Origin of the sequence: Stenotrophomonas sp. CCNWLW57 (assembly GCF_037203925.1) — a bacterium.
GTDB lineage: Bacteria > Pseudomonadota > Gammaproteobacteria > Xanthomonadales > Xanthomonadaceae > Stenotrophomonas > Stenotrophomonas rhizophila_A.
The window spans coordinates 128,190-146,838 of record NZ_JBBCBJ010000002.1; the positions used below are offsets into that span (position 1 = coordinate 128,190).

The 18,649-nt window shown below is 66.7% G+C and carries 26 protein-coding genes; all 26 read left to right on the plus strand.

Annotated elements, in window-relative coordinates:
- Window positions 1–137 precede the first annotated feature (137 nt).
- The 26 genes from V9K91_RS05265 (at window position 138) to V9K91_RS05390 (ending at window position 18,647) form a co-directional block, all read left to right on the plus strand.
- On the plus strand, window positions 138–293 hold the full coding sequence (locus tag V9K91_RS05265) for a hypothetical protein (protein WP_336443735.1): 156 nt from the start codon (window positions 138–140) through the stop codon (window positions 291–293).
- Window positions 290–988, plus strand: coding sequence for a DUF551 domain-containing protein (locus V9K91_RS05270; RefSeq protein WP_336443736.1), 699 nt, complete (start codon window positions 290–292; stop codon window positions 986–988). Before V9K91_RS05265 ends, V9K91_RS05270 begins: the two co-directional genes overlap by 4 nt.
- Window positions 985–1,182 (plus strand): FaeA/PapI family transcriptional regulator, encoded by a 198-nt coding sequence (locus V9K91_RS05275; RefSeq protein ID WP_336443737.1) that lies wholly within the window; start codon window positions 985–987, stop codon window positions 1,180–1,182. Before V9K91_RS05270 ends, V9K91_RS05275 begins: the two co-directional genes overlap by 4 nt.
- Window positions 1,179–1,658, plus strand: a complete 480-nt coding sequence (locus V9K91_RS05280) for a recombination protein NinB (protein WP_336443738.1) — start codon at window positions 1,179–1,181, stop codon at window positions 1,656–1,658. Before V9K91_RS05275 ends, V9K91_RS05280 begins: the two co-directional genes overlap by 4 nt.
- Window positions 1,655–2,068 (plus strand): hypothetical protein, encoded by a 414-nt coding sequence (locus tag V9K91_RS05285; RefSeq protein ID WP_336443739.1) that lies wholly within the window; start codon window positions 1,655–1,657, stop codon window positions 2,066–2,068. Before V9K91_RS05280 ends, V9K91_RS05285 begins: the two co-directional genes overlap by 4 nt.
- Window positions 2,068–2,358 (plus strand): hypothetical protein, encoded by a 291-nt coding sequence (locus tag V9K91_RS05290; protein WP_336443740.1) that lies wholly within the window; start codon window positions 2,068–2,070, stop codon window positions 2,356–2,358. The genes V9K91_RS05285 and V9K91_RS05290 overlap by 1 nt, the downstream gene beginning before the upstream one ends.
- The gene (locus V9K91_RS05295; protein ID WP_336443741.1) at window positions 2,355–2,699 is read left to right on the plus strand and encodes a RusA family crossover junction endodeoxyribonuclease; all 345 of its coding nucleotides are present in this window, start codon (window positions 2,355–2,357) and stop codon (window positions 2,697–2,699) included. The genes V9K91_RS05290 and V9K91_RS05295 overlap by 4 nt, the downstream gene beginning before the upstream one ends.
- On the plus strand, window positions 2,696–2,929 hold the full coding sequence (locus V9K91_RS05300) for a hypothetical protein (protein ID WP_336443742.1): 234 nt from the start codon (window positions 2,696–2,698) through the stop codon (window positions 2,927–2,929). The genes V9K91_RS05295 and V9K91_RS05300 overlap by 4 nt, the downstream gene beginning before the upstream one ends.
- A gap of 35 nt (window positions 2,930–2,964) precedes the next feature.
- Entirely contained in the window at window positions 2,965–3,405 is a 441-nt protein-coding gene (locus V9K91_RS05305; protein ID WP_336443743.1) for a hypothetical protein, read from the plus strand.
- Between the two features lie 163 nt (window positions 3,406–3,568).
- A complete protein-coding gene (locus tag V9K91_RS05310; protein ID WP_336443744.1) occupies window positions 3,569–3,763 on the plus strand; it encodes a hypothetical protein in 195 nt (64 codons plus the stop codon).
- Window positions 3,760–4,218, plus strand: a complete 459-nt coding sequence (locus tag V9K91_RS05315) for a hypothetical protein (RefSeq protein ID WP_336443745.1) — start codon at window positions 3,760–3,762, stop codon at window positions 4,216–4,218. Before V9K91_RS05310 ends, V9K91_RS05315 begins: the two co-directional genes overlap by 4 nt.
- Entirely contained in the window at window positions 4,202–4,654 is a 453-nt protein-coding gene (locus V9K91_RS05320; protein ID WP_336443746.1) for a hypothetical protein, read from the plus strand. Before V9K91_RS05315 ends, V9K91_RS05320 begins: the two co-directional genes overlap by 17 nt.
- Complete coding sequence (locus V9K91_RS05325; RefSeq protein ID WP_336443747.1) at window positions 4,651–6,027, plus strand: PBSX family phage terminase large subunit; 1,377 nt, start codon at window positions 4,651–4,653, stop codon at window positions 6,025–6,027. The genes V9K91_RS05320 and V9K91_RS05325 overlap by 4 nt, the downstream gene beginning before the upstream one ends.
- A gap of 62 nt (window positions 6,028–6,089) precedes the next feature.
- The gene (locus V9K91_RS05330) at window positions 6,090–8,402 is read left to right on the plus strand and encodes a hypothetical protein (RefSeq protein WP_336443748.1); all 2,313 of its coding nucleotides are present in this window, start codon (window positions 6,090–6,092) and stop codon (window positions 8,400–8,402) included.
- Window positions 8,403–8,414: 12 nt separating this feature from the next.
- Entirely contained in the window at window positions 8,415–9,569 is a 1,155-nt protein-coding gene (locus V9K91_RS05335) for a hypothetical protein (RefSeq protein ID WP_336443749.1), read from the plus strand.
- Window positions 9,570–9,764: 195 nt separating this feature from the next.
- Complete coding sequence (locus V9K91_RS05340) at window positions 9,765–10,811, plus strand: phage major capsid protein (RefSeq protein ID WP_336443750.1); 1,047 nt, start codon at window positions 9,765–9,767, stop codon at window positions 10,809–10,811.
- 55 nt (window positions 10,812–10,866) lie between these two features.
- Window positions 10,867–11,109, plus strand: coding sequence for a hypothetical protein (locus V9K91_RS05345; RefSeq protein WP_336443751.1), 243 nt, complete (start codon window positions 10,867–10,869; stop codon window positions 11,107–11,109).
- 57 nt (window positions 11,110–11,166) lie between these two features.
- Window positions 11,167–11,820: a hypothetical protein gene (locus tag V9K91_RS05350; protein ID WP_336443752.1), complete on the plus strand. Its 654-nt coding sequence runs from the start codon at window positions 11,167–11,169 to the stop codon at window positions 11,818–11,820.
- A gap of 66 nt (window positions 11,821–11,886) precedes the next feature.
- Window positions 11,887–12,633 (plus strand): hypothetical protein, encoded by a 747-nt coding sequence (locus V9K91_RS05355; protein WP_336443753.1) that lies wholly within the window; start codon window positions 11,887–11,889, stop codon window positions 12,631–12,633.
- Entirely contained in the window at window positions 12,630–13,424 is a 795-nt protein-coding gene (locus tag V9K91_RS05360; protein ID WP_336443754.1) for a hypothetical protein, read from the plus strand. Before V9K91_RS05355 ends, V9K91_RS05360 begins: the two co-directional genes overlap by 4 nt.
- Window positions 13,424–15,415, plus strand: a complete 1,992-nt coding sequence (locus V9K91_RS05365; protein WP_336443755.1) for a hypothetical protein — start codon at window positions 13,424–13,426, stop codon at window positions 15,413–15,415. Before V9K91_RS05360 ends, V9K91_RS05365 begins: the two co-directional genes overlap by 1 nt.
- On the plus strand, window positions 15,412–16,392 hold the full coding sequence (locus tag V9K91_RS05370; protein ID WP_336443756.1) for a hypothetical protein: 981 nt from the start codon (window positions 15,412–15,414) through the stop codon (window positions 16,390–16,392). Before V9K91_RS05365 ends, V9K91_RS05370 begins: the two co-directional genes overlap by 4 nt.
- A 53-nt stretch (window positions 16,393–16,445) precedes the next feature.
- Window positions 16,446–16,964, plus strand: coding sequence for a hypothetical protein (locus V9K91_RS05375; protein ID WP_336443757.1), 519 nt, complete (start codon window positions 16,446–16,448; stop codon window positions 16,962–16,964).
- A 26-nt stretch (window positions 16,965–16,990) separates the two neighbouring features.
- On the plus strand, window positions 16,991–17,452 hold the full coding sequence (locus V9K91_RS05380; protein ID WP_337308176.1) for a hypothetical protein: 462 nt from the start codon (window positions 16,991–16,993) through the stop codon (window positions 17,450–17,452).
- Window positions 17,449–17,937, plus strand: a complete 489-nt coding sequence (locus V9K91_RS05385; protein WP_336443759.1) for a hypothetical protein — start codon at window positions 17,449–17,451, stop codon at window positions 17,935–17,937. Before V9K91_RS05380 ends, V9K91_RS05385 begins: the two co-directional genes overlap by 4 nt.
- Window positions 17,937–18,647 (plus strand): hypothetical protein, encoded by a 711-nt coding sequence (locus V9K91_RS05390; protein WP_336443760.1) that lies wholly within the window; start codon window positions 17,937–17,939, stop codon window positions 18,645–18,647. The genes V9K91_RS05385 and V9K91_RS05390 overlap by 1 nt, the downstream gene beginning before the upstream one ends.
- Window positions 18,648–18,649: the final 2 nt, after the last annotated feature.

The following is an 18,649-nucleotide window of genomic DNA, read 5'->3' on the forward strand; positions in this document are numbered from 1 at the left end:
CGCCGGGCAGCCGTTCTGGTTCGCGTCGGCAATCGCCGCCGAGCAGTGGGGGATCTTCGCCCTGTGCTGCTTCTACACCTGGGCGTGGTCGAGGGGCGTCTGGAGTAACTGGCTATCGCCGCGCCGGAAGGGCGCTGATGGCGCTGACCGCCGGCCAGCGCCGGCTGAAAGCCGCGCACGGCGATCCCGAGGAGTTCGCCAACGCAGTTTGGCGCGCATATCCGATCTTCATCGGTGCCGACGAGGCGAGCGCGGCCATCTTCAAATATCGCACCGAGTGGGAGGCAGCATGAACGACATCGAGAAGATGGCGCGGGAGCTGCTGGCGGCTGAGTGGGAAAGCCGTGGAGCGTGGGTAGAAGCAAGCTTCGTTCGCGGGCCGATGTACGCAGGCGATCCTGTTCTGTGCGCCATCGTCGCCGCCCTCACGATTCGGGAAGGCGACCTACTGGCTGGTGGGACGGTCAACCTGCTGGGCCAGCAACACCCCGGCGTCGTCCTGGCCCAGGCACTCGATGTAGTTCCGTCTGCCGCATTCGGGGCAGATGAAGCAGGTGCCGTAGGGATCGGTGGTCAGGGTGACCACGCCGTCGGCGTCGAGCTGGCAGAGGTCGCATCGGAGCATGAGGTTGGTGTACCGGCCGTCCGTTACCGGCCCATTACAGGCAACCTCGTCTCCGGACTTCGCAACATGCTGGCCGACATCGAAAACCTTGGCGCAGGGCCGTTGACCGTCGACACGGCATTGCTGCGGCAGGCCATCGCCGCCCTCACGCCGCAGTGGCAGCCGATTGAGGCGGCTCCGAAGGATGGCAGCCCGGTCCTCCTCACTTCCGCCCACATGACCGGACCGAATGACACAGCAGTGATGTGGGCGGCGATCTACGCGGCAGAGGACCAGAGGTTCATCTGCACCTGGGACGGCGAGCCGTTGTGGGACGCGACCCACTGGATGCCGCTTCCCGCAGCGCCGGAGGTGTCGCCGTGACCGAGCTGCAACAGGCGGTGTTCATGGTGGTTCAAGCCCGAGAGCCGGTTCGAACGTCTCGTGTCGCGGATGTGATCGGAATCAAGACGCGTTCAGCGCTGTCGGCCCTGAAGGCATTGGAGAAACAGGGACGGGTGTCCCGCCATCCTCGCTACACCTATGCCAATGACATCAGCTGGGAGATCTCGCCGTGACGGACAAGCGCCTATTCGCGGTGCGCCGCGACAACCCCCACCTGCCGCTGGTGATCGACGGGGCAATATCGGAAATCCGGCATCGGGCCGCCGCCGGCGAGCAGTTCGACGTGGAGGTGCGCGAGCCGAAGCGGACGCTGGACAGTAATTCGTGCATGTGGGCGACCCTCGCCGACATCTCCCGGCAGGTCGAATGGCCGCACACCAAGGGCGGCGAGTGGAAAATCGGCCTGATGGACAGCGACAGCTGGAAGGCCGTGCTCACCGCTGCCTTCGAAGGCGAGGCCCGGATGGCGCAGGGCATCGGCGGCACCACCGTCATGCTCGGCGCCCGAACCAGCCAGTACAGCCGCCGCAAGATGGGCGAGTTCCTGGAGTTCACCCACGCATTCGGCGCCGAGCGCGGCGTGAAGTGGTCCGCCCGCGCGCAGGACGAGCTGGCCGACTTCGGGCCGGTGCGGAGGGCTGCAGCATGAGGTCCTTCATCCGAACCCGATACGGCTGTGACTTCTGCAAGAAGGTGGGCGGCAGCAAGCACCACATGCAGAAGCACGAGGCAGGGTGCACCAACAATCCGAACCGGCACTGCAAGTTGCATGTGATCGCCACGGGCGACGACTTCGGCCCCACCGTAGCTGAGCTGCGGACCGCCCTGGCCGAGGGTGGGTATCCGATGCTGGTGTCGGTTTCTGGCGGATGCCCGGCCTGCAAGCTGGCGGCACTGCGCCAGTCCTGGGTGAAGCCGGCTGACGGCGAGCCGTGGCCCGAAGAGCCGCAGGACGGGCGCGAAAAGTTCGATTTCAAGGCTGAGCTGGCGTCTGTGTGGTCGGAACACAACAGCCGCGAACGCGAAGACGGCCCCAGCTACTACGGCGGTGACTACTGATGCGATCCAAGAACTCCAAGGCTTTCAGCCCAGCCGAGCGCGCGCACCTGCAGGCGGTGAAGGAGCTGCCATGCAGTCTGTGCGACGCGCCGCCTCCGTCCGCCGCGCACCACATCAAACAGGGCTGCCACTTCACGACCGTGGCGCTGTGCCAGGACTGCCATCAGGGCAGCATCAATGGCTGGCACGGCCAGAAGCGCATGTGGACCGTCATGAAGATGGACGAGCTGGCGGCGCTCAACGTGACCCTGCAGCGGCTCGGACAGGGCCTGATTAGGGCCGCGGCATGAGTGTCTTGGTGCTGCCCTTGCCGCCCAGCCTGAACAAGTACTGGCGCAACGTAGCCGGTAAGACGCTGATCTCTGCCCACGGCAGGGCGTACCGGCAGCACGTTGGCTATGCCGCCATCGGGGCCAAGGGGTTCGGTGCGGGGCAGGTGAGGGTCTGCATCGAGGCCTGGGTTCCCGACAACCGCCGCCGCGACTTGGACAACATGCTGAAGGCACCACTGGACGCGCTTGCCCATGCGGGCGTCTACGCAGACGACAGTCAGATCATCGACCTGCACATCCGCCGCGCCGGGATCGACAAGACCAATCCGCGCCTCGAGATCACCCTGGAGGCGGCATGAGCCGCTGCGCCCGCATCCGCCAGTGGCTGGTCGACAACCCGGGCTGGCACTTCGCCGGCGACGTCTCCGAAGGGCTGAGCGCGGCCGGCGACGAGCGCTACGCCGTATCCCATGCCCTGGGCGTCATGTCCTCGCGCGGGTTGCTCGCCGTCAGCGGGGCGAAGCACGGATCGAAGCGCTACAGGCTGGCTCGCGATGCCAGGAAGTACACCCAGAAGGCCAGTGCATGAACACCGTGATCCCACTCAGCAGGGGAGCTCGAACCATGAGCAAGTCCGTTGAAGCCAAAGCCCGAGCCGGTAGAACTACCAGTGTCGCTTTCCGGCAGGTGTGGAAGCCGCGCGCACTGTGCGTCGTGGACCCAGCCTGCCCGATCGAGGCGGTATCCCGAATCGTTCCCCGGATCACAGAGAACCAGCGCGCATGCACCTCGGCCAGCTACCTGCTCATCGACCCGACCACCTCCCAGGCGTTCGTCCTGGCCGAGGACAAGCCGGTCGCGGTGGAGATGGCGCGGCTGGGCATGCGCTCGCCGTACTGGCCGTGGCTGGTGGGGCTGTACCGCTTCACCAAGGCCGACGAGCTGGCCGCAGTGCTGGTGTTGGACGACATCAGGGAGCACTTGGGCATCGCCGCGCCGGCACCGCCAGCCGTGGAGCGGTTCGAGCAGCTGAGCCTGTTCCCGCCGCTGGCCACCGCCGCATGACCGCACACAAGCGCCCGTCTACCGAGGGTTGTATCGGTAGCCCCAGCTGGCAGGTGGGCAACAGCCAGCACCGAGGGAACGGGTTGCCGCGTTGCGGCGGCGGGGACGAGCGCCAACTCGAATCCGTGACCATCTCCGCCCGTGCGACCGAGGAGGCCCTGCGGTGACGAACGATCCCATCGCCCAGGGCCTGCAATACCTCGCCTCGGAGTTCAGCCTGACCCGGCAGGAGTGGCGCAATTACAACGGGGGCGGCGACGACCTGCTCGACGCGCTGGTGACCCACCGGTACGCCCAGGAGCAGGGCGAGCGCTTCGGCATCACCCAGATGGGTCGCGCTCGGCTGGAGGCGGAATGAACGTGAAGCTCCTCTTTTCTCGCATCGGCACCGCCGCGCACCCGGTTCGTTCCGACCACGACGCCGTGGAAGCCATGCGCGAGGCCTGTTCTAAGGCGCGAGTTACCCGGCGCCCTAAGCGCCGTCTCCGTTACGACTGGTTCTTGCGGAAGTGGGAGGATGCCGATCACGTGATGGCTGTGACGGTGGGTGGCCCATTCCATGGTCAGGGGGTCCGGATTCCTCGGGAGGGGTTGCTGTTCCCGCCCCACCTCTACACCCGTCACGACTTCACGCACATCATCCCTTACCCGCAACGCTACACCGCTGTCCTGTCGGCCGGCTCGCAGCTTCCGCCGTCCTGGGAGGTGAGGCGTTTGGCTCATCGGGCCAAGGCTATTCGCTGGGCGGGCCACGAGGAGCAGGCGCGGATCAGCTGCATCGCCTCTGGGGTTCGATATGGCGAAGCCCGCTAAGAAGGCTGCCGCGACGGCCAAAACCAAGGCAGTAGGGCGCCCCAACACCTACAGCGCAAAGCTTGCTGCTCAGATATGTGCCTTCATCGCCGAACACAAGACCTTGCGAGACGCCCTGAAGCAGCCCGGCATGCCGTCCGAGGCTACTGCGTATCGGTGGCTGGCAGAGCGCCAAGAGTTCCGCGAGATGTACGCCCGCGCGCGCGAGCAGGGTGACGAGCTGGACGCTGAGCGCATGCGGGAAATTGCCTTCGACTTGGCCATTCCGCCTGATCAGAAGCGCGTGATGATTGACGTGCTGAAGTGGCAGATGGCCCGGCGGACGCCCAAGAAGTGGGGCGAGAAGGTCCAGCTGGCCGACGCCGATGGTGACAAGCTGCCCGCTCCGCCACCGTTCTACATCATGCCGGTGGCCCCGCCCGCCAGGGATAAATGAAGCCGGCCATCAAGCCGCCGCAGCCGCGCAAGCTTGAGCCGCACACGCCGCTGACCTTGCCGGTCAAGCTGATGCCGGTGCTGGAGCCGAAGCAGTTCAAGGTTCTGTACGGCGGGCGCGGCTCGGCCAAGTCCCACAGCGTGGCCCAGATCCTCGTCATGCTGTCGATGCAGGCCAAGCACCGCATCCTGTGCCTGCGCGAGATCCAGAAGTCCATCGGCCAATCCTCGAAGCGGGTCATCGAGGACTACATCCAGCGGATGGGCCTGTCGGCCTACTTCAAGATCAACAAGAAGGCCGAGGACGGCATCACCTGCCTGCTGACCGGCTCGACCTTCAGCTTCTCGGGCCTGCAGGACCACACCGCCGACAGCATCAAGTCCTTCGAAGGGGCGACGCTGGTGTGGGTGGAAGAGGCGTCCAACGTCTCGACCAACAGCTGGAACAAGCTGATCCCGACCATCGTGCGCACCACCGGCGCCGAGATCTGGGTGACGTTCAACCCGGACCAGGAGGATGACTACGCCTACAAGCGCTGGGTGGTGGGGGATGATCCGGACGCGATCGTCATCCAGATCAACTACCTGGATAACCCGTGGTGGAACGACGCCATGGAGACGGAGCGGCTGAAGGTGCTGGCCGTCTCGCAGGACCTGCACGACCACATCTATGGAGGCAAGCCGCGCGGTCGGGCTGGCATCCTGTTCAAGCGCCACTGGTTCAAGCGGTTCAACCTGGGCGAGGAGCCGGGCGGCCTGCGCAAGTACCTGGCCAGCGATTACGCCTGCGCCCCGGACGCGGACGATCCCGAGGCAGACCCGGATTGGACCGAGCATGGCTGCTTCGGCTTGGACCACGTGGGCGACATGTGGTTCACCGACTGGTGGAGCGGGCAGGAAGACCCTGCCGTGTGGATCAGTGCCTGGCTCCAGATGATCCGGCGCAACAAGCCGCTGATCGCTTTCGAGGAGAAGGGCGTGATCCTCCGGGCGGTCGACGGGGCGATCAACAAGGCGATGCGGGAGAAGCAGACCTTCGTGTCACGCGAGGGGCTGGCCAGTGCCGGCAGCAAGGCCGATCGGGCCCTGGGCTTCGCCGCGCGCGCAGCCACCGGCTCGGTGCACGTGCCCAACACCGAGTGGGGCGACAGGTTCATTGACCAGCTCTGCGCCTTCACGGGCGAGGACGGGAAGCGCGACGACATGGTGGACGTGGGCAGCCTGGCCGCCCGTGGCCTCGACATGATGAGCGACGGCAGCCTGCCGCCCGAGAAGAAGGCCCCGAAACCGGCGGTGTTCACGGACAAGTGGTTCGCCCAGCGCGAGGCCAGCGACCGCGCCGAAGACGAGAAGAAGTCGCGCTACTACGACTGATCGTCCGTTGATGCCACGGGCAGAACCGGCAACGTGACGGCAAATGACCTCGCGAATCCGCCATGACTGACCAGCCGATTGCCGCCCTCGAAACCGGCATTGCGATGGCCGCCGACCCCGATCCAGATCGCGCCAGGAAGCTGAGCCGCGAGCAGGCCGACGTGAAGCGTTGGACGCAGCGGTTCGAAGAGGCCCGGGAATACGACAAGGACGCCCGCCGGCAGTACGTCAAGAACCGGCGCCAGGCGCGCGGCGACTCGGGCTTCATGGTCGACGCCAACCTGATTGGCACCTACATCGACATCTTGGAATCGTTCCTCTACGCCCGGAACCCCGACTTCGACGTGTCGCCCGGCCCGGCGCACCGCATGCCCAGCCCTGAGCAGCTGCGGGACGTGATCGAGTCGAACGAGGAGCTGATGGCCCAGCTGCAGCAGCAGGCCGAGGCCGACGCCATGGAGGTTGGCCGGCAGGTGGCCACCGACCTGGTGGGCATGGGCGTGGACCAGCAGCAGGCCATCGCCCAGAGCATGCAGGCGCAGGAGTCCTTCCTGGCCCAAGGCGGCGTCGAGAAGCTGGTGAACGACGAGGTGGTGAAGCTGCGCAAGCAGTACGCCCGCCGCTCACGCGAGATGAAGCAGTTCGCCGAGACGCTGGAGGCGGTTGGCACTCAGATGTGGAAGGACGCCAACCTCAAGCGCCGCGGCCGGCCGTGGGTGCGTTCGTCGCTGACCATCGGCGTGGGCGTGCTGAAAGCCTCGTGGCAGGAGCGCACGGAGATTTCGCCCGAGACGCAGACCGCCATCAACGACCTGCAGCAGAACATCGCCCGGGCGCGCGCGCTCAAGACCGAGATCGAGGACGGCTCGGCCGGCGTGATCGCTGGGGCGTGGGACACGGTGAAGGGAGTCTTCGGGCAGGATCAGGAGGCCAAGCTGGCCGACCTGCAGCGCCAGCTCGAAACCATCCAGAAGGGTGCGGAGCGGGTGGTTGCGCGTGGCTTCGTGGTCGACGTGGTGGACGGTGAGAACTTCCAGACCGCGCCGGGCTTCACCATCGCCAACCACCTGGACGCGCCGTGGAACGCGGACATCTCCTTCCTGTCCTATGAGGACGCCTTGGCGCAGTTCGGCCCGTACCTGGCCACCTTCGACCCGAAGGGGAGGGCGGAGGAGATTCTGGGCAAGGCGACCCGGTACTCACCGCGCAAGCCCTGCATGGGCAAGGACGAGAGCATTGCCGCCGGCGGTGACGTGGACGCCAGCGAGGCGGATGCCTACACCACCAGCCCGGACACCGGCCTGGCCAGCTTCGTGCGCGTCGTCGAAATCTGGGACGCGGTGAGCAACTCGGTCCTGACCACGATCACCGGCGTGCCGTTCTGGGTGAAGCCGAGCTTCAACCCCCCGGCCACGACGCGGTTCTACCCGTACTTCCTGAACTGCACGTCCGAGGTGGATGGTCAGCGCCACCCGCAGAGCCTGGTCACCCGCTCGACCAAGCTCATGGACGAGTACAACCGCATCGGCTCGGCCGAGGCCAAGCACCGCCAGCGCATCATTCCGAAGACCGGCTTCAACGCTGGGGCGATGACCGACGAGGAGGCCAAGAAGCTGGAGAAGGCCGTCGTCGGCGAGATGGTGCCGGTGAAGACCACGCGGCCCGATCTCGACCTGCGCACGATCCTCGTGCCGATCGCATACCCGCCGATGGACCCGCAGGTCTACAACCGCGCTGGCATCGTGGCAGAGCTGGAGCGCATCTGGGGCATCCAAGAGGCGCTGTCCGGCTCCGTCAACACGGCCAAGACTGCCACCGAGGCCGACATCCAGCAGCAGGGTTTCCAGGCGCGCAGCAGCAGCCGGCGCGACAGCCTCGAATCCAGCCTGAGCGACTTGGCGCAGTACACCTGCGAAATCTCCCGCGTGTACCTGACCGACGAGGACGTGCGCTTCATCGCCGGCCCGGCCGCGTTCTGGCCGCCGTACATGGGGCCGGATGACCTGACCGAGTTCGTGCGCATCGAGATCCGCGCCGGCTCGTCGGGCAAGCCGAACACTGCGCTGGAGCGCCAGTCGTGGGCCAACCTCCTGCCGCTGCTGCAGCAGGGCATCGGCCAGATCGGTCAGCTGCGCGGCGCTTCGCCCGAATCGATCGCCGACGCCATGGAGCAGCTGATGCGCCTGACGGCCGAGCGCAGCGGCGAGCGCTTCGACATCGACCAGTTGATTCCGCAGAACGACGGCACGCAGCCGGCCATGCCCGTGCAGGGCAGCGCACCGCCTCCGCAGGGTGGCAATGCAGGCCAGCAGCCGCCCGTCGAAGCAGCACCTCCCGGCGGCGCACCGTCCGCCGATCCCCTCGCAGCAGCCTGATTGGAGAAAGCCATGCCCGACCCGACCGACACCCCGGCCACCGCGCCGGACACCACACCGACCGACACCACTGCTGACGCCCTGGCCGCGCTGGACGCTGGCATTGCTGCTGCTGATGGTGGCGAGCCCGCCCCGGAAGCTGTGCCTGCCGCGCCGGTGGAACCCGCAGCTCCGGCAGACCCTGCGCCGGCCGATCCCGCACCCCAGGACCCGCCGGCCGGTGATACTCCGCCCGCTGATCCGGCTGCCGATCCCAACGCTCCGCCGGTAGACCCGGCAGCTCCGCCTGCTGCCGAGCCGGACGCTGACACCGAGGCTGAAATCGCCTCGATGGGCCTCAAGGACAAGACCGCAGAGCGGTTCCGCACCCTGGCCGGACAGGTCAAGGAGCTGGCTCCCATCCGCGACGCGCTGAAGGCGGCCGGCATCGAAGACGTCGCGAGCCTGCCGCAGCTGGTCGAGCGCTCGAAGGTGGGCGAGGACATGGTGCAGATGGTCGTCGCCACCGGTGCCAACCCTGAGCAGTACGGCGCAGCGCTGGACTACCTCGGCCTGATCGGCAAGGCCCAGCGAGGCGACATGGCTGCCGCTGGCCAGGCCTACGACGTGATGGCCAAGGAGCTGTCGGTCCTGGCCCAGATGCTCGGCAAGGAAGTGCCGGGCGTACACGACCCGCTTGCCGCCCATGCCGACCTTCTGGCCGAAGTGCAGGCCGGTGACCTGCCGCGCGCTCGTGCGCTGGAGATCGCCTCGACCCGTGCGCAGGGGAATTACAGCAGCGCCGCGCAACGGCAGCAGCAGGAACAGGAGCGGGCAGCGCAGCAGGCAGAGCAGGCTGGCATCAACTGGCTGCAGCAGTTCGACGCGGATGCCAAGGCACAGGATCCGGACTATATGGCGAAGCGGCCGGCGCTCAATGAGGCCGTGGCCCGCATCCGCAGCGAGCTCCATCCGAGCAAGTGGCCCGAGGCCACCGCGCTGGCGTACGCCCGGATCAAGGCACCTGCACCGGTGGCAGCCGCGCCAGCAGCCCCTGCTGCTCCGGCCCAACCGCGCCCCGGCCCGATGCGCCCGGGTGGCCCGCGCCCGGTGATGGTTCCGGCCTTCGACGACCCGATGAAGGCGTTGGAGTTCGGCATCGACCAGGCCAACGACGCCGCAGCCTGACCGCACAGGAACCCCGCTTCGGCGGGGTTTCTCGTCTCCGTTGACGCGTTGCACAGGCCGGGCAATCTGGCCCTGCGGCTGACAACCGCGCCACGCATGCAGAAAGCCGGGGTCGCGCCCGGTAGGGCAGATAGAGGCTTCGCCCCCCTCGAACGTGGATGGAAGCACAACCCCATTCCCTTCGAGGACATCCTCATGCCGTTTTCTACCGCGCAGCTCGCGCAGGGCGCCAATTACACCCTCGAGAGCTACTCCACCACCGACCCGGTGGACCAGATCTCTGTCGCACACCGCACCTTGGACCTGTTCATCAGCTCCAAGGAAGTCTCGTTCTTCGGCAACGGCATCTTCAACGAGAAGATCTTCGTGTCGAACGACAGCAACTACCAGAACTACAGCGGCGCCGACCAGGTCACGTACAACGAGCGTGACCCGAACCGCCTGGCCAAGTTCCAGTACTACAGCAACCACGAGGGCTTCTGGTTCGATGAAGACCGCCTGATCGCCAACGGCATCAACATCGACGATGCCGGCGTCGCGGTGGCCAGCTCGGGCGAGAAGGAGCAGCTGGTGAACCTGCTGCAGTCCAGCTGGCGCGCCATGAAGAACGGCATCCAGGAAGGCCTCGCCCTCGAGCTGCTGCAGAACGGCTCGCAGAGCGCCAAGGCCGTCCCGGGTCTGGACCACATCGTGTCCACCACCCCCGGCACCGGCGACATCGTCGGCGGCATCAACGCTGGCACCAGCACCTACTGGCGCAACAACGCCAGCATGGCCATCGCCTCGGGCGGTGTGGTCGCTGCGCTGGATGCGATGTACGACGCGTGCGTGCGCTACGGCGGCGCGATCCCGACCGACATCCGCTGCGGCCAGGCCTTCCTCAACGCCTACAAGGCCGAGGCGAAGACCGAGGTCAACCGCCAGATCATCATCGGCGCCAACGGCGGCACCGGCCTGGACGCTTCGGTCACTGCGGTGTTCTACCGCGGCATCGAGCTGGTGTGGGACCCGACCTTCGAAATGCTGGACGCGAAGCTGGGTGCGATCACCTACCCGTGGACCAAGCGCTGCTACCTGCTCAACCGCAACTTCATCAAGTTCCGCCCGGTCAAGGGCCACTGGATGAAGAAGCGCAAGCCGGAAAAGCTGCCGGACCGCTACGTCACCTACTACGCGCAGACCAACAAGTACGGCCTGACCGCGTCGAAGCGCAACGTCCACGCCGTCCTGTCCATCGCCTGATCCGGGCGCCCCGGCTTCGGCCGGGGCCTTCCCCCAGCTACAGAGGAACCGCCCCATGAAGTCCACCCCGATCACCGATACCGCGTTCAAGACCGGCAACAGCCCGTTCCTGCGCGGCGGCAGCGCCACCTTCTCCAACCTGTCGGGCACCGCAGCGACGCTGCAGGGCGCCGACACGCAGGCCGGCACCTACACCACGATCGCCACCCTGGCTGCCAACAGTCAGACGGAGGTCCAGAACCTGCCGCAGTGGATCAAGTTGTCCGCCGCCGGCACCGTCTACGCCACGGCTGGCTGACAACTCCGGGCGGCCCGTTCGCGGGCCGTTCCCATCCAGATTCCCGTAGGAGGGAACATGAGCAAGCAGACCATCATCGCCACCGTCGTGCTCCTGACCATCGAGCGCAGCCGGGAGGTCACGATCTCCGACACCGTCTTCGAGCACGAGGTTCCGATCCTGGAGCTGATCCACGGCGCGGAGAACGTCAACGTCACCGATGACGACTACCACGCCATCGAGCTGCCGGACAACGCCACGCAGGAATACCAGCGCCTGTTGTCCAAGTACGGCGACAAGTACAAGCCGGTGATCGATCAGGTGTTCCCCGGCGGCGCGCGCGACGTGGGCAAGGAGCTGGGCATGTCGCTGGGCCGCGACAGCTTCAAGAAGCAGTCCGAAGCGGTCATCCACAGCCGCCTTCCGCCCCGTCCGGGCGAGAAGCAGGAGCAGGACGACGCCAGCAACGATGTGGCAGTGCAGCGCGCCGCTGCGGCCCTCGTCCAGGCTGCACGCCCCGCCGCTGAAGCGCCGAGCATCACCGGCCCGGCCAATCCGCCGCCGGCGGCTGAAGTCACCGTCGACGACGGTAGCGAAGAGCTGACCCACGCCGAGCTGCGCGAAGAGCTGACTAAGCGCGGCATCGAGCACAAGGGCAACGCCAAGACCGCCGACCTGCAGCAGCTGCTGGACGACGCCAAGGAAGTCGACGGCAAGACCCTGGGCGGCTGATCGGCCGTCTGTAGGAAGCAAACAGGCGGGCTGGGGAAACCCGGCCCGCCTCACAAGAGGGCTCCGATGAGCATCACCGACCCCATCCAGTGCGCATGCGCCAGTAACGACGGGAACAGCACGCTGGCTCAGCTGCGCAAGCGGCTGATGGTGCGTCTCGGCTTCGCGGCGCAGGCGAACAACCCGCCGCCGGGCATGAAGGAGCTGCTCAACGATTTCCTGTACGGCGCCCAGGTGGCGCTGTTCCGCCGTCCGAACGGCGAATTCAAGAACGAACGCTGGTTCTCGTGGCCGTTGGTGGCCGGTCAGCGCTTGTACGACTACCCCGACAACAGCGAGCACGACGCGCCGCAGAACTGCCCGGCGGTGATCGACCCGCGCCAGGTGACGTGGGTTGGTCGTGAGCGCGACGGCGTGTGGGCTGAGATGGCGGAGGGGATCAACCCGCGCTCGTACACCACCAGCGAGCTGACCGGCCTGCCGCAGCGCTATGAGTTCCGCAACTGCATCGAGATCTGGCCGGCGCCGGACGAAACGCTCGGCAACCTGGTGATCAAGGGCAAGTTTGACCTGAGCCGGTTCACCGAGGACACCGACAAGACCACGATCGACAGCGAAATCGTGTTCCTGCTGGCGCTGGCCAACGCCAAGCAGCACTACCGGCAGGCCGACGCGCAGACGTACATCCAGCAGCTCGAGGTGATGATCAACAACCTTGTGGCCGGCACGCACGGCACGGCGCGGTATAGGCCAGGTCCGCCGACTGGTGAGGCCGTCTGGACCCCGCCGCGGCCAGAGGTGCCGTTCCCATGACGGGCCGCATCGTCACGCTTACCGCCATCAAGGGCGGCATCAATCGGCTGCGCACGAAGGGTGGCGCTGACCCGGCGACCCTGTACGACCTGGTCAACGGCTATGTCGACCAGGCCGGCGTACCGCGCTCGCGCCCGGGCTCGAAGAACAAGGTCTATCTGCCGGTCGGCGCCACGAAAGGCATGTGCGCCTACGACGGCAAGCTGATCGTCTTCAGCCATGTTCCGCAGGACATTCCGGCCAGCACGCCGGTCACCGAATGCGAGGTGCTCAAGCACCCGACGGCCCCGGACCTGCCCCTGGAGGAGATTCACTTCGCGGGACCGTTCCTGGGCTACCTGTACGTGGCGGCCGAGTTCATCAACGGCGACGTGTACCACTACTGGCTCCAGCGCGGCACGACTTGGGAGCCGGGCAAGGTGTATCTACCCGGAACGCTGGTTGTTCCCACCAATCCGAACGGCATCGCCTACCAGCTCGACAGCGGCATCGAGACGCTGCCAGTGTGGGTCCGCAACGTGGCCCGCACCCTCGACGAGGTCGTCGTTCCCACGACCGACAACGGCTACAAGTACACCGTGACCGATGCCTTCGGCCCCGCGCCGCGCTCCGGTGCCATTGAGCCGACCTGGCCCACGTCCGAGGGCGCCACGGTGTTCGAAGACAGCGATGTGGCCACGCCGACGCCGGTGGTGGGCGAGCAGTCCAGCAACAACACGCTGCCCCCGGACGTGGCGGACCGCTACCAGTTCGCGCGGCCGGCAGGATCGAACGCGCTGGAGGCCAACTGATGGCGGCACCTCTCTGGCAAGCGGGCAACCTCTACCTGCCCGGCGATCTGGTACAGCCGATCACCCAGCCTGCGCCGAATAACCCACAGGTCACCAACGGCAACTTCGCCAGCGGCGCGACCGGATGGACCTTCAGCGGCGCGGCCGGCTATGTGGCCACCGGTGGGTATGGCGGTGGTGGCGCAGCGCGCCTGCCTGGCAATCAGGCCGACGGTGTAGCGCTCAACAACGCGCAGCTGGTGGTGCCCGTTGGCGGCAAGCTGACGGCCACCTCGATGATCGCGCAGGGCGCATCGTCTGCCGGGCGCACGTCGGGTTGGACGGAGATCCAGTGGTTCGATGGGCTGAACACCCTGCTGCAGACCGATATCGGCAACAAGGTCGACAACGGGTCGGGCGGAGCCTGGCACCAGTCGCTGGTAACCGCGACCGCGCCGGCAACTGCCGCTTACGCGCGCGCAGCCATCCACCTGACCTCCGATGCCGGGCACAACGACCAGATTCTGGGCGATAACCTATCGGTGAGCGGCGCGACCGCTGGGCTGCCGGAAGGGCTGGTCTACAAGGCGGTGCAGGCCGAATCGGGCACCTCCGGCAGCAGCGAGCCGGCCTGGCCGGGCATCCTGGGCCAGCAGGTCATCGACAACGAGGTGATCTGGGAGGCGGTGACCACCAGCCGCATCACCTGGACCGCCGCGCCGCGCTACGTCAGCGGCACCACCGAGCCGGCGTGGCCAACCGATATCGGCGCCATGGTGCAGGACGGGACGATCAACTGGCGCGCGGTGTCTCGGCGCGTGGACGATGAGCGCTGCCCGCGCACAAAGGTCGTCGCGATCGTGGCGAGCAAGGTGTTCGCCGCCGACAAGGACATTGTGAAGTACAGCGCCACGGCCAACCCGCTGGACTGGAGCACTGCGGACGACGCCGGCTACCTGCCTACCGGGCTGCAGCAGGCCAACTCGAATGACATGGCGGTGCTGGCGCAGTACCGCGCCAACCTGGTCGCGCTCAACGCCAGCAGCTTCCAGAACTGGCAGGTGGACCCGGATCCGGCGTCCATGGCGCTGCTGGACCAGATGGATGGCGTGGGCTCGCAGTGGCAGAAGGCCGCAGTGCCCGTGGCCAATGACCTGGTGTATCTGTCGCAGCTGGGCGTGCGCACGATCGGCATCGCCAATGCGGCCGAGAACCTGTCGGCGGGTGATATCGGCGCACCGGTGGACGTGCTGATCCAGCAGGCGATGCTGTACGCGGACCGCACCGGTCTGCCACCGCTGGCCACCTACTACCCGGGTGCTGGCCAGTATTGGTTGGCGTTCCCGAACTACCCGCCGCCGGCGCTGGGCATCTTCGGCGCGCTGCCGCCGGGCGGCTGCGGCGATCTGGTGAATTACGCCTACGTGGTGGCCGGTGGCCTGCCGCCGTACAGCGTGGAGGTCGTCGCCGGCGCGCTGCCTGCTGGGCTGAGCATCGACAGCTCGGGACTGGTGACGGGCGAGATGGCCACTGGCGGCGACGGCATCTGGACGCTGCGCGTCACCGATGGCCTGGGCGACACCGCCGACCTGGTCGAGAACCGCACGGGCTCCAACGGTTTTTTTAAGTACCTGACCACGCGCCTGTACCCGCTGGAGGCGCCGGTCGAGTCCTTCTCGCTGTCGTCGGTGGTGGAGAGCGGCACCCTCCGCAACATCTATCACGCCTACGAGATCCCGACGGAAGCGGTCAGCCTGGCGTCGAGCGTGGAAGCTGGAACGCTGCGCCCGCTCCTGCAGACCATCAACTTCACCGAGGCGGTGGCCCTGTTCAGCGCGGTCACTGACGGCACGCTGCGCAACATCCTCAAGGCCTACAACGTGCCTGAAGAGGCAGTTCAGCTGTCCTCCGCCGTTGAAGCCGGGACGCTGAAGCAGACACTCATCACCACCAACATGGCTCCCGAGGCTATCGGGCTGTCGTCCAGTGTCGTAGGAGGCACCCTGACATGAGCAACAACGCCCTCAGCGCCCACGCCGGTTACGAAGGCTGGTACAAGATGGAGGCCTTCCGCGTCGACGAAGACGGCGTGGAGATCCCCGGAAGCCGCCGGGTCGCCGCAGACTGGTTCCCGAACCTGATCACCAACTCGGGCTTGGACTTCTTGGGCACCACCGGCACGACCCCGGTTCAGGGTTACTGCCGCGTTGGCACCGGAAACGCGGCGCCAGCCAATACCAACACCGCGTTGGTTTCCCAGGTTGCGGTAAGCAGCACGCTTCAGGCCGAAACCTCCGGCGTCAATCGAACTGGGACCTTCTACGGATGGCGGCGCCGTACCATCCGATTCGCAGCGGGTTCCATGGGTGGATCGGCAGTAAACCTGGCAGAGGTTGGTGTGTCTCCCGCAGCTGCGAGTGCTCTGTTCAGCCGGGCGCTTATCGTGGATGGCGGCGGATCACCAACGACGATCTCGGTCCAGCCGGACGAAATCCTGGACGTCACCTACGAGCTTCGGTTGTACCCGACCCTGACCGACGCAACTGGGACCGTGACCATTGCCTCTGTCGTCTACAACTGGACGGCCCGAGCATTGACCAACTCGTCGTATGACTCTGCGTGGTCTGCAACGATCGGACAAGGCATCGGGTTCAATACCAATTCGGGAAATGTCGGCATAGCCGGCCCAAGCGTGGTCGCGGCTATCCCTGCTCAGGGGGCGCTTCCCTCATCGCCCGTCTCGGCCGGGACGATGGTCCCGCAGACCTACACGAGCGGGCAGTATGCGCGGTCGTTCCTCATCGACATGGATCTAAACGACGGCAACATTGCTGGCGGCATCGGCGGGTTCTTTGCCGCAGTCCAATCGAATTCGACTGGTCAATCGGGCGGGGCCTGGACTTGGGGCCTCTCGCCGAAGCTGCCGAAGGATGCCAACTTCAAGGCCACCTTCACCATCCGGCAGAGCTGGGGGCGCTACACCCCATGATCCCGGCGGGCGGCCTCTCCACCACTCCTCAGCCTGCTCCGTTTTTGGAGCAGGTGAACTCGACGCTGCAGCCGCTCATCGACTACGAGATGGGCGGCGCGGCGTTGAACGATCCGTCGCAGGGCCTGTGGGTTCAGCTGTGGCGGGTGAGGGTGGATGGCAGCGTGGTGTACCTGGGCCCGGATGGCGGAACCGAGCAGCCGGCCTTCAGCCGCCCGGGCATCACGGAGGTTGCGCTGGCGTTCGACCAGAACATGCAGCCCGCGATCGCGTTCGTGCAGTCCGGCGTGGCCTGGCTGTGGTGGTTCGACACCGCGGTGCCGGGCATGGTGTTCACCCAGTTCCCGGGCATCCTCAACCCGCGCCTGACGCTGGACGACAAGCGTCCTGGGCAGGTGGGCAATTCGGACGTGATCCTGGCCTACCTGCGCGCCGGCTCGCTGTACTACCGCCAGCAGCGCGATCGCTACCAGACCGAGTACCTGCTGAGCGCCGACCCGCCCTGCGGCGGCCTCGCCGCGGTGTGCATGTCCACCGGCAACCGCCTGCAGTTCGCCTTCGGGGGTGCCTGATGCAGTCCACCGTGTTCGTCTACACCATGAAGCAGGGCAAGGCCGGTTCCTGGAGCCGCTACCTGTTCCCGTTTTCCGTGGATGCCTTCGCCCAGCTGGGCAACGATCTCTATGTGCGGCATGGGGATGAAATCAGCGCTGTGACTGACTTTGCGCTCGGCGACGATGTGGGTGGCGAGACGATTCCGTTCGGCGGGACCGTCTGGTGGCCGTACCTCGATTTTGGCACCCCCAGCGTCACGAAGATGATGGAAGGGTTCGACATCGTGAGCTCCGGCATCCCCAGCATCAGCATCGGCTACGACCAGCGCAACTTGGCCGCGTTCACCGATCCGTACACCGTTGATCCGGACACGCTCCCGGGCGGCGTCATCCCGTTCCCGATGGCCGCGCCGACCTTCAGCCTGCGCGTGGATTTCGCGCCGGGCCAGAAATGGAGCCTGCAGCAGGTGTCGCTCAGCTTCTTCGACATGGCAAACGGCCCATGAGTGTCGTCACCTCCCAGCAGGTCCTGATTGAGGACATCGCCTACCTGGCGCGGCGGATGCGCCCGGACGAGATCGAGCAGGATCTGGCCATGACCGGCCTGTCCGAGTACGACCCGGCGCAGGCCATCCTCAAGATGGCGTCCGTGTACGGCCCGAAGTTCGTCATCCTGGCCGACGACGTGCCCGTGGTGGCCGGCGGCTTCTGGCAGGTCCGCCCGGGCGTGTGGGAGGGCTGGCAGCTCGGCACGATGGACGGCTGGGAGAAGCACTGGCGCACGATCACCAAGGTGACGCGCAAGCTCAACGACCAGATGCTGGCGCGCCCCGAGGTGCACCGGCTTCAGCTCTACGGCTTGGCCGGACGCGACAAGACGTTCGAGTGGTACGAGCGCTCGCTCGGCTACCGCCGCGAGGCAACCCTGAGCCGCTATTGCGCCAATGGCGCGGACGCGGTGCTTTTCGCACGCACGAAGGAGGCGGCCTGATGGCTGGCGGCGGCAATATCGGCAAGGGCAACTGGGCCGACCCCACGGGCACGATCCAGAAGTCCGGCGCGGGCAAGTGGCTCGACCCCCTGGGCCTGACGAAGACGGCCAAGCAGGGTGAGTCGGCTGCGGACGTGGCTGCACGCCTGGAGATGGAGCGGCAGGCGGCGATCAAGCAGACGCAGGCCCGCATCAACACGGTCTTCGATAACCCCCGGCGCGCGCGCGACATCTCCGACTTCGTATCGGCGGTGCGCACGAAGAGCATGGACGATCTGGCCCGGCAGAACACCGATGCAACCCGGGAGCTGAAGTTCGCCCTGGCGCGCGGCGGCCTGTCCGGCGGCAGCGTCAACGTGGACCAGAACCGCCGCATGGCAGACGACTACAACCGGGGCCTGCTGAGCGTCGAAAGCCGCGCGCAGGGCGCTGGTGCGCAGCTCGAGGCGGCCGACCAGGAAGCCCGTGCACGCCTGATCCAGCTGGCCACCTCTGGCCTGGACGCGACCACGGCAGCATCCCAGGCGGCGGCCGGCCTGCGCTCGAACTTCGAGAGCGCGCGCTCCCAGGCGTTCGGCGAGCAGCTGGGCGACCAGTTCGCCACGGTCGGCGGGTTCGTCAAGCAGCGCCGCGATGAGGCTGCCCGTCGGCAGGCCAACCGCGATGCCAACTTCAATCTCTACGGCGGCGGTGCCGCCTACGGCGGGTAACC

Excerpts from the sequence above, each read along its gene's own strand:
- V9K91_RS05265 (WP_336443735.1), top strand. The coding sequence starts at position 138 with ATGGCGCTGACCGCCGGCCAGCGCCGGCTGAAAGCCGCGCACGGCGAT.
- V9K91_RS05270 (WP_336443736.1), top strand. The coding sequence starts at position 290 with ATGAACGACATCGAGAAGATGGCGCGGGAGCTGCTGGCGGCTGAGTGG.
- V9K91_RS05285 (WP_336443739.1), top strand. The coding sequence starts at position 1,655 with ATGAGGTCCTTCATCCGAACCCGATACGGCTGTGACTTCTGCAAGAAG.
- V9K91_RS05290 (WP_336443740.1), top strand. The coding sequence starts at position 2,068 with ATGCGATCCAAGAACTCCAAGGCTTTCAGCCCAGCCGAGCGCGCGCAC.
- V9K91_RS05295 (WP_336443741.1), top strand. The coding sequence starts at position 2,355 with ATGAGTGTCTTGGTGCTGCCCTTGCCGCCCAGCCTGAACAAGTACTGG.
- V9K91_RS05300 (WP_336443742.1), top strand. The coding sequence starts at position 2,696 with ATGAGCCGCTGCGCCCGCATCCGCCAGTGGCTGGTCGACAACCCGGGC.
- V9K91_RS05305 (WP_336443743.1), top strand. The coding sequence starts at position 2,965 with ATGAGCAAGTCCGTTGAAGCCAAAGCCCGAGCCGGTAGAACTACCAGT.
- V9K91_RS05315 (WP_336443745.1), top strand. The coding sequence starts at position 3,760 with ATGAACGTGAAGCTCCTCTTTTCTCGCATCGGCACCGCCGCGCACCCG.
- V9K91_RS05320 (WP_336443746.1), top strand. The coding sequence starts at position 4,202 with ATGGCGAAGCCCGCTAAGAAGGCTGCCGCGACGGCCAAAACCAAGGCA.
- V9K91_RS05325 (WP_336443747.1), top strand. The coding sequence starts at position 4,651 with ATGAAGCCGGCCATCAAGCCGCCGCAGCCGCGCAAGCTTGAGCCGCAC.
- V9K91_RS05330 (WP_336443748.1), top strand. The coding sequence starts at position 6,090 with ATGACTGACCAGCCGATTGCCGCCCTCGAAACCGGCATTGCGATGGCC.
- V9K91_RS05335 (WP_336443749.1), top strand. The coding sequence starts at position 8,415 with ATGCCCGACCCGACCGACACCCCGGCCACCGCGCCGGACACCACACCG.
- V9K91_RS05340 (WP_336443750.1), top strand. The coding sequence starts at position 9,765 with ATGCCGTTTTCTACCGCGCAGCTCGCGCAGGGCGCCAATTACACCCTC.
- V9K91_RS05345 (WP_336443751.1), top strand. The coding sequence starts at position 10,867 with ATGAAGTCCACCCCGATCACCGATACCGCGTTCAAGACCGGCAACAGC.
- V9K91_RS05350 (WP_336443752.1), top strand. The coding sequence starts at position 11,167 with ATGAGCAAGCAGACCATCATCGCCACCGTCGTGCTCCTGACCATCGAG.
- V9K91_RS05355 (WP_336443753.1), top strand. The coding sequence starts at position 11,887 with ATGAGCATCACCGACCCCATCCAGTGCGCATGCGCCAGTAACGACGGG.
- V9K91_RS05360 (WP_336443754.1), top strand. The coding sequence starts at position 12,630 with ATGACGGGCCGCATCGTCACGCTTACCGCCATCAAGGGCGGCATCAAT.
- V9K91_RS05365 (WP_336443755.1), top strand. The coding sequence starts at position 13,424 with ATGGCGGCACCTCTCTGGCAAGCGGGCAACCTCTACCTGCCCGGCGAT.
- V9K91_RS05370 (WP_336443756.1), top strand. The coding sequence starts at position 15,412 with ATGAGCAACAACGCCCTCAGCGCCCACGCCGGTTACGAAGGCTGGTAC.
- V9K91_RS05380 (WP_337308176.1), top strand. The coding sequence starts at position 16,991 with ATGAAGCAGGGCAAGGCCGGTTCCTGGAGCCGCTACCTGTTCCCGTTT.
- V9K91_RS05385 (WP_336443759.1), top strand. The coding sequence starts at position 17,449 with ATGAGTGTCGTCACCTCCCAGCAGGTCCTGATTGAGGACATCGCCTAC.
- V9K91_RS05390 (WP_336443760.1), top strand. The coding sequence starts at position 17,937 with ATGGCTGGCGGCGGCAATATCGGCAAGGGCAACTGGGCCGACCCCACG.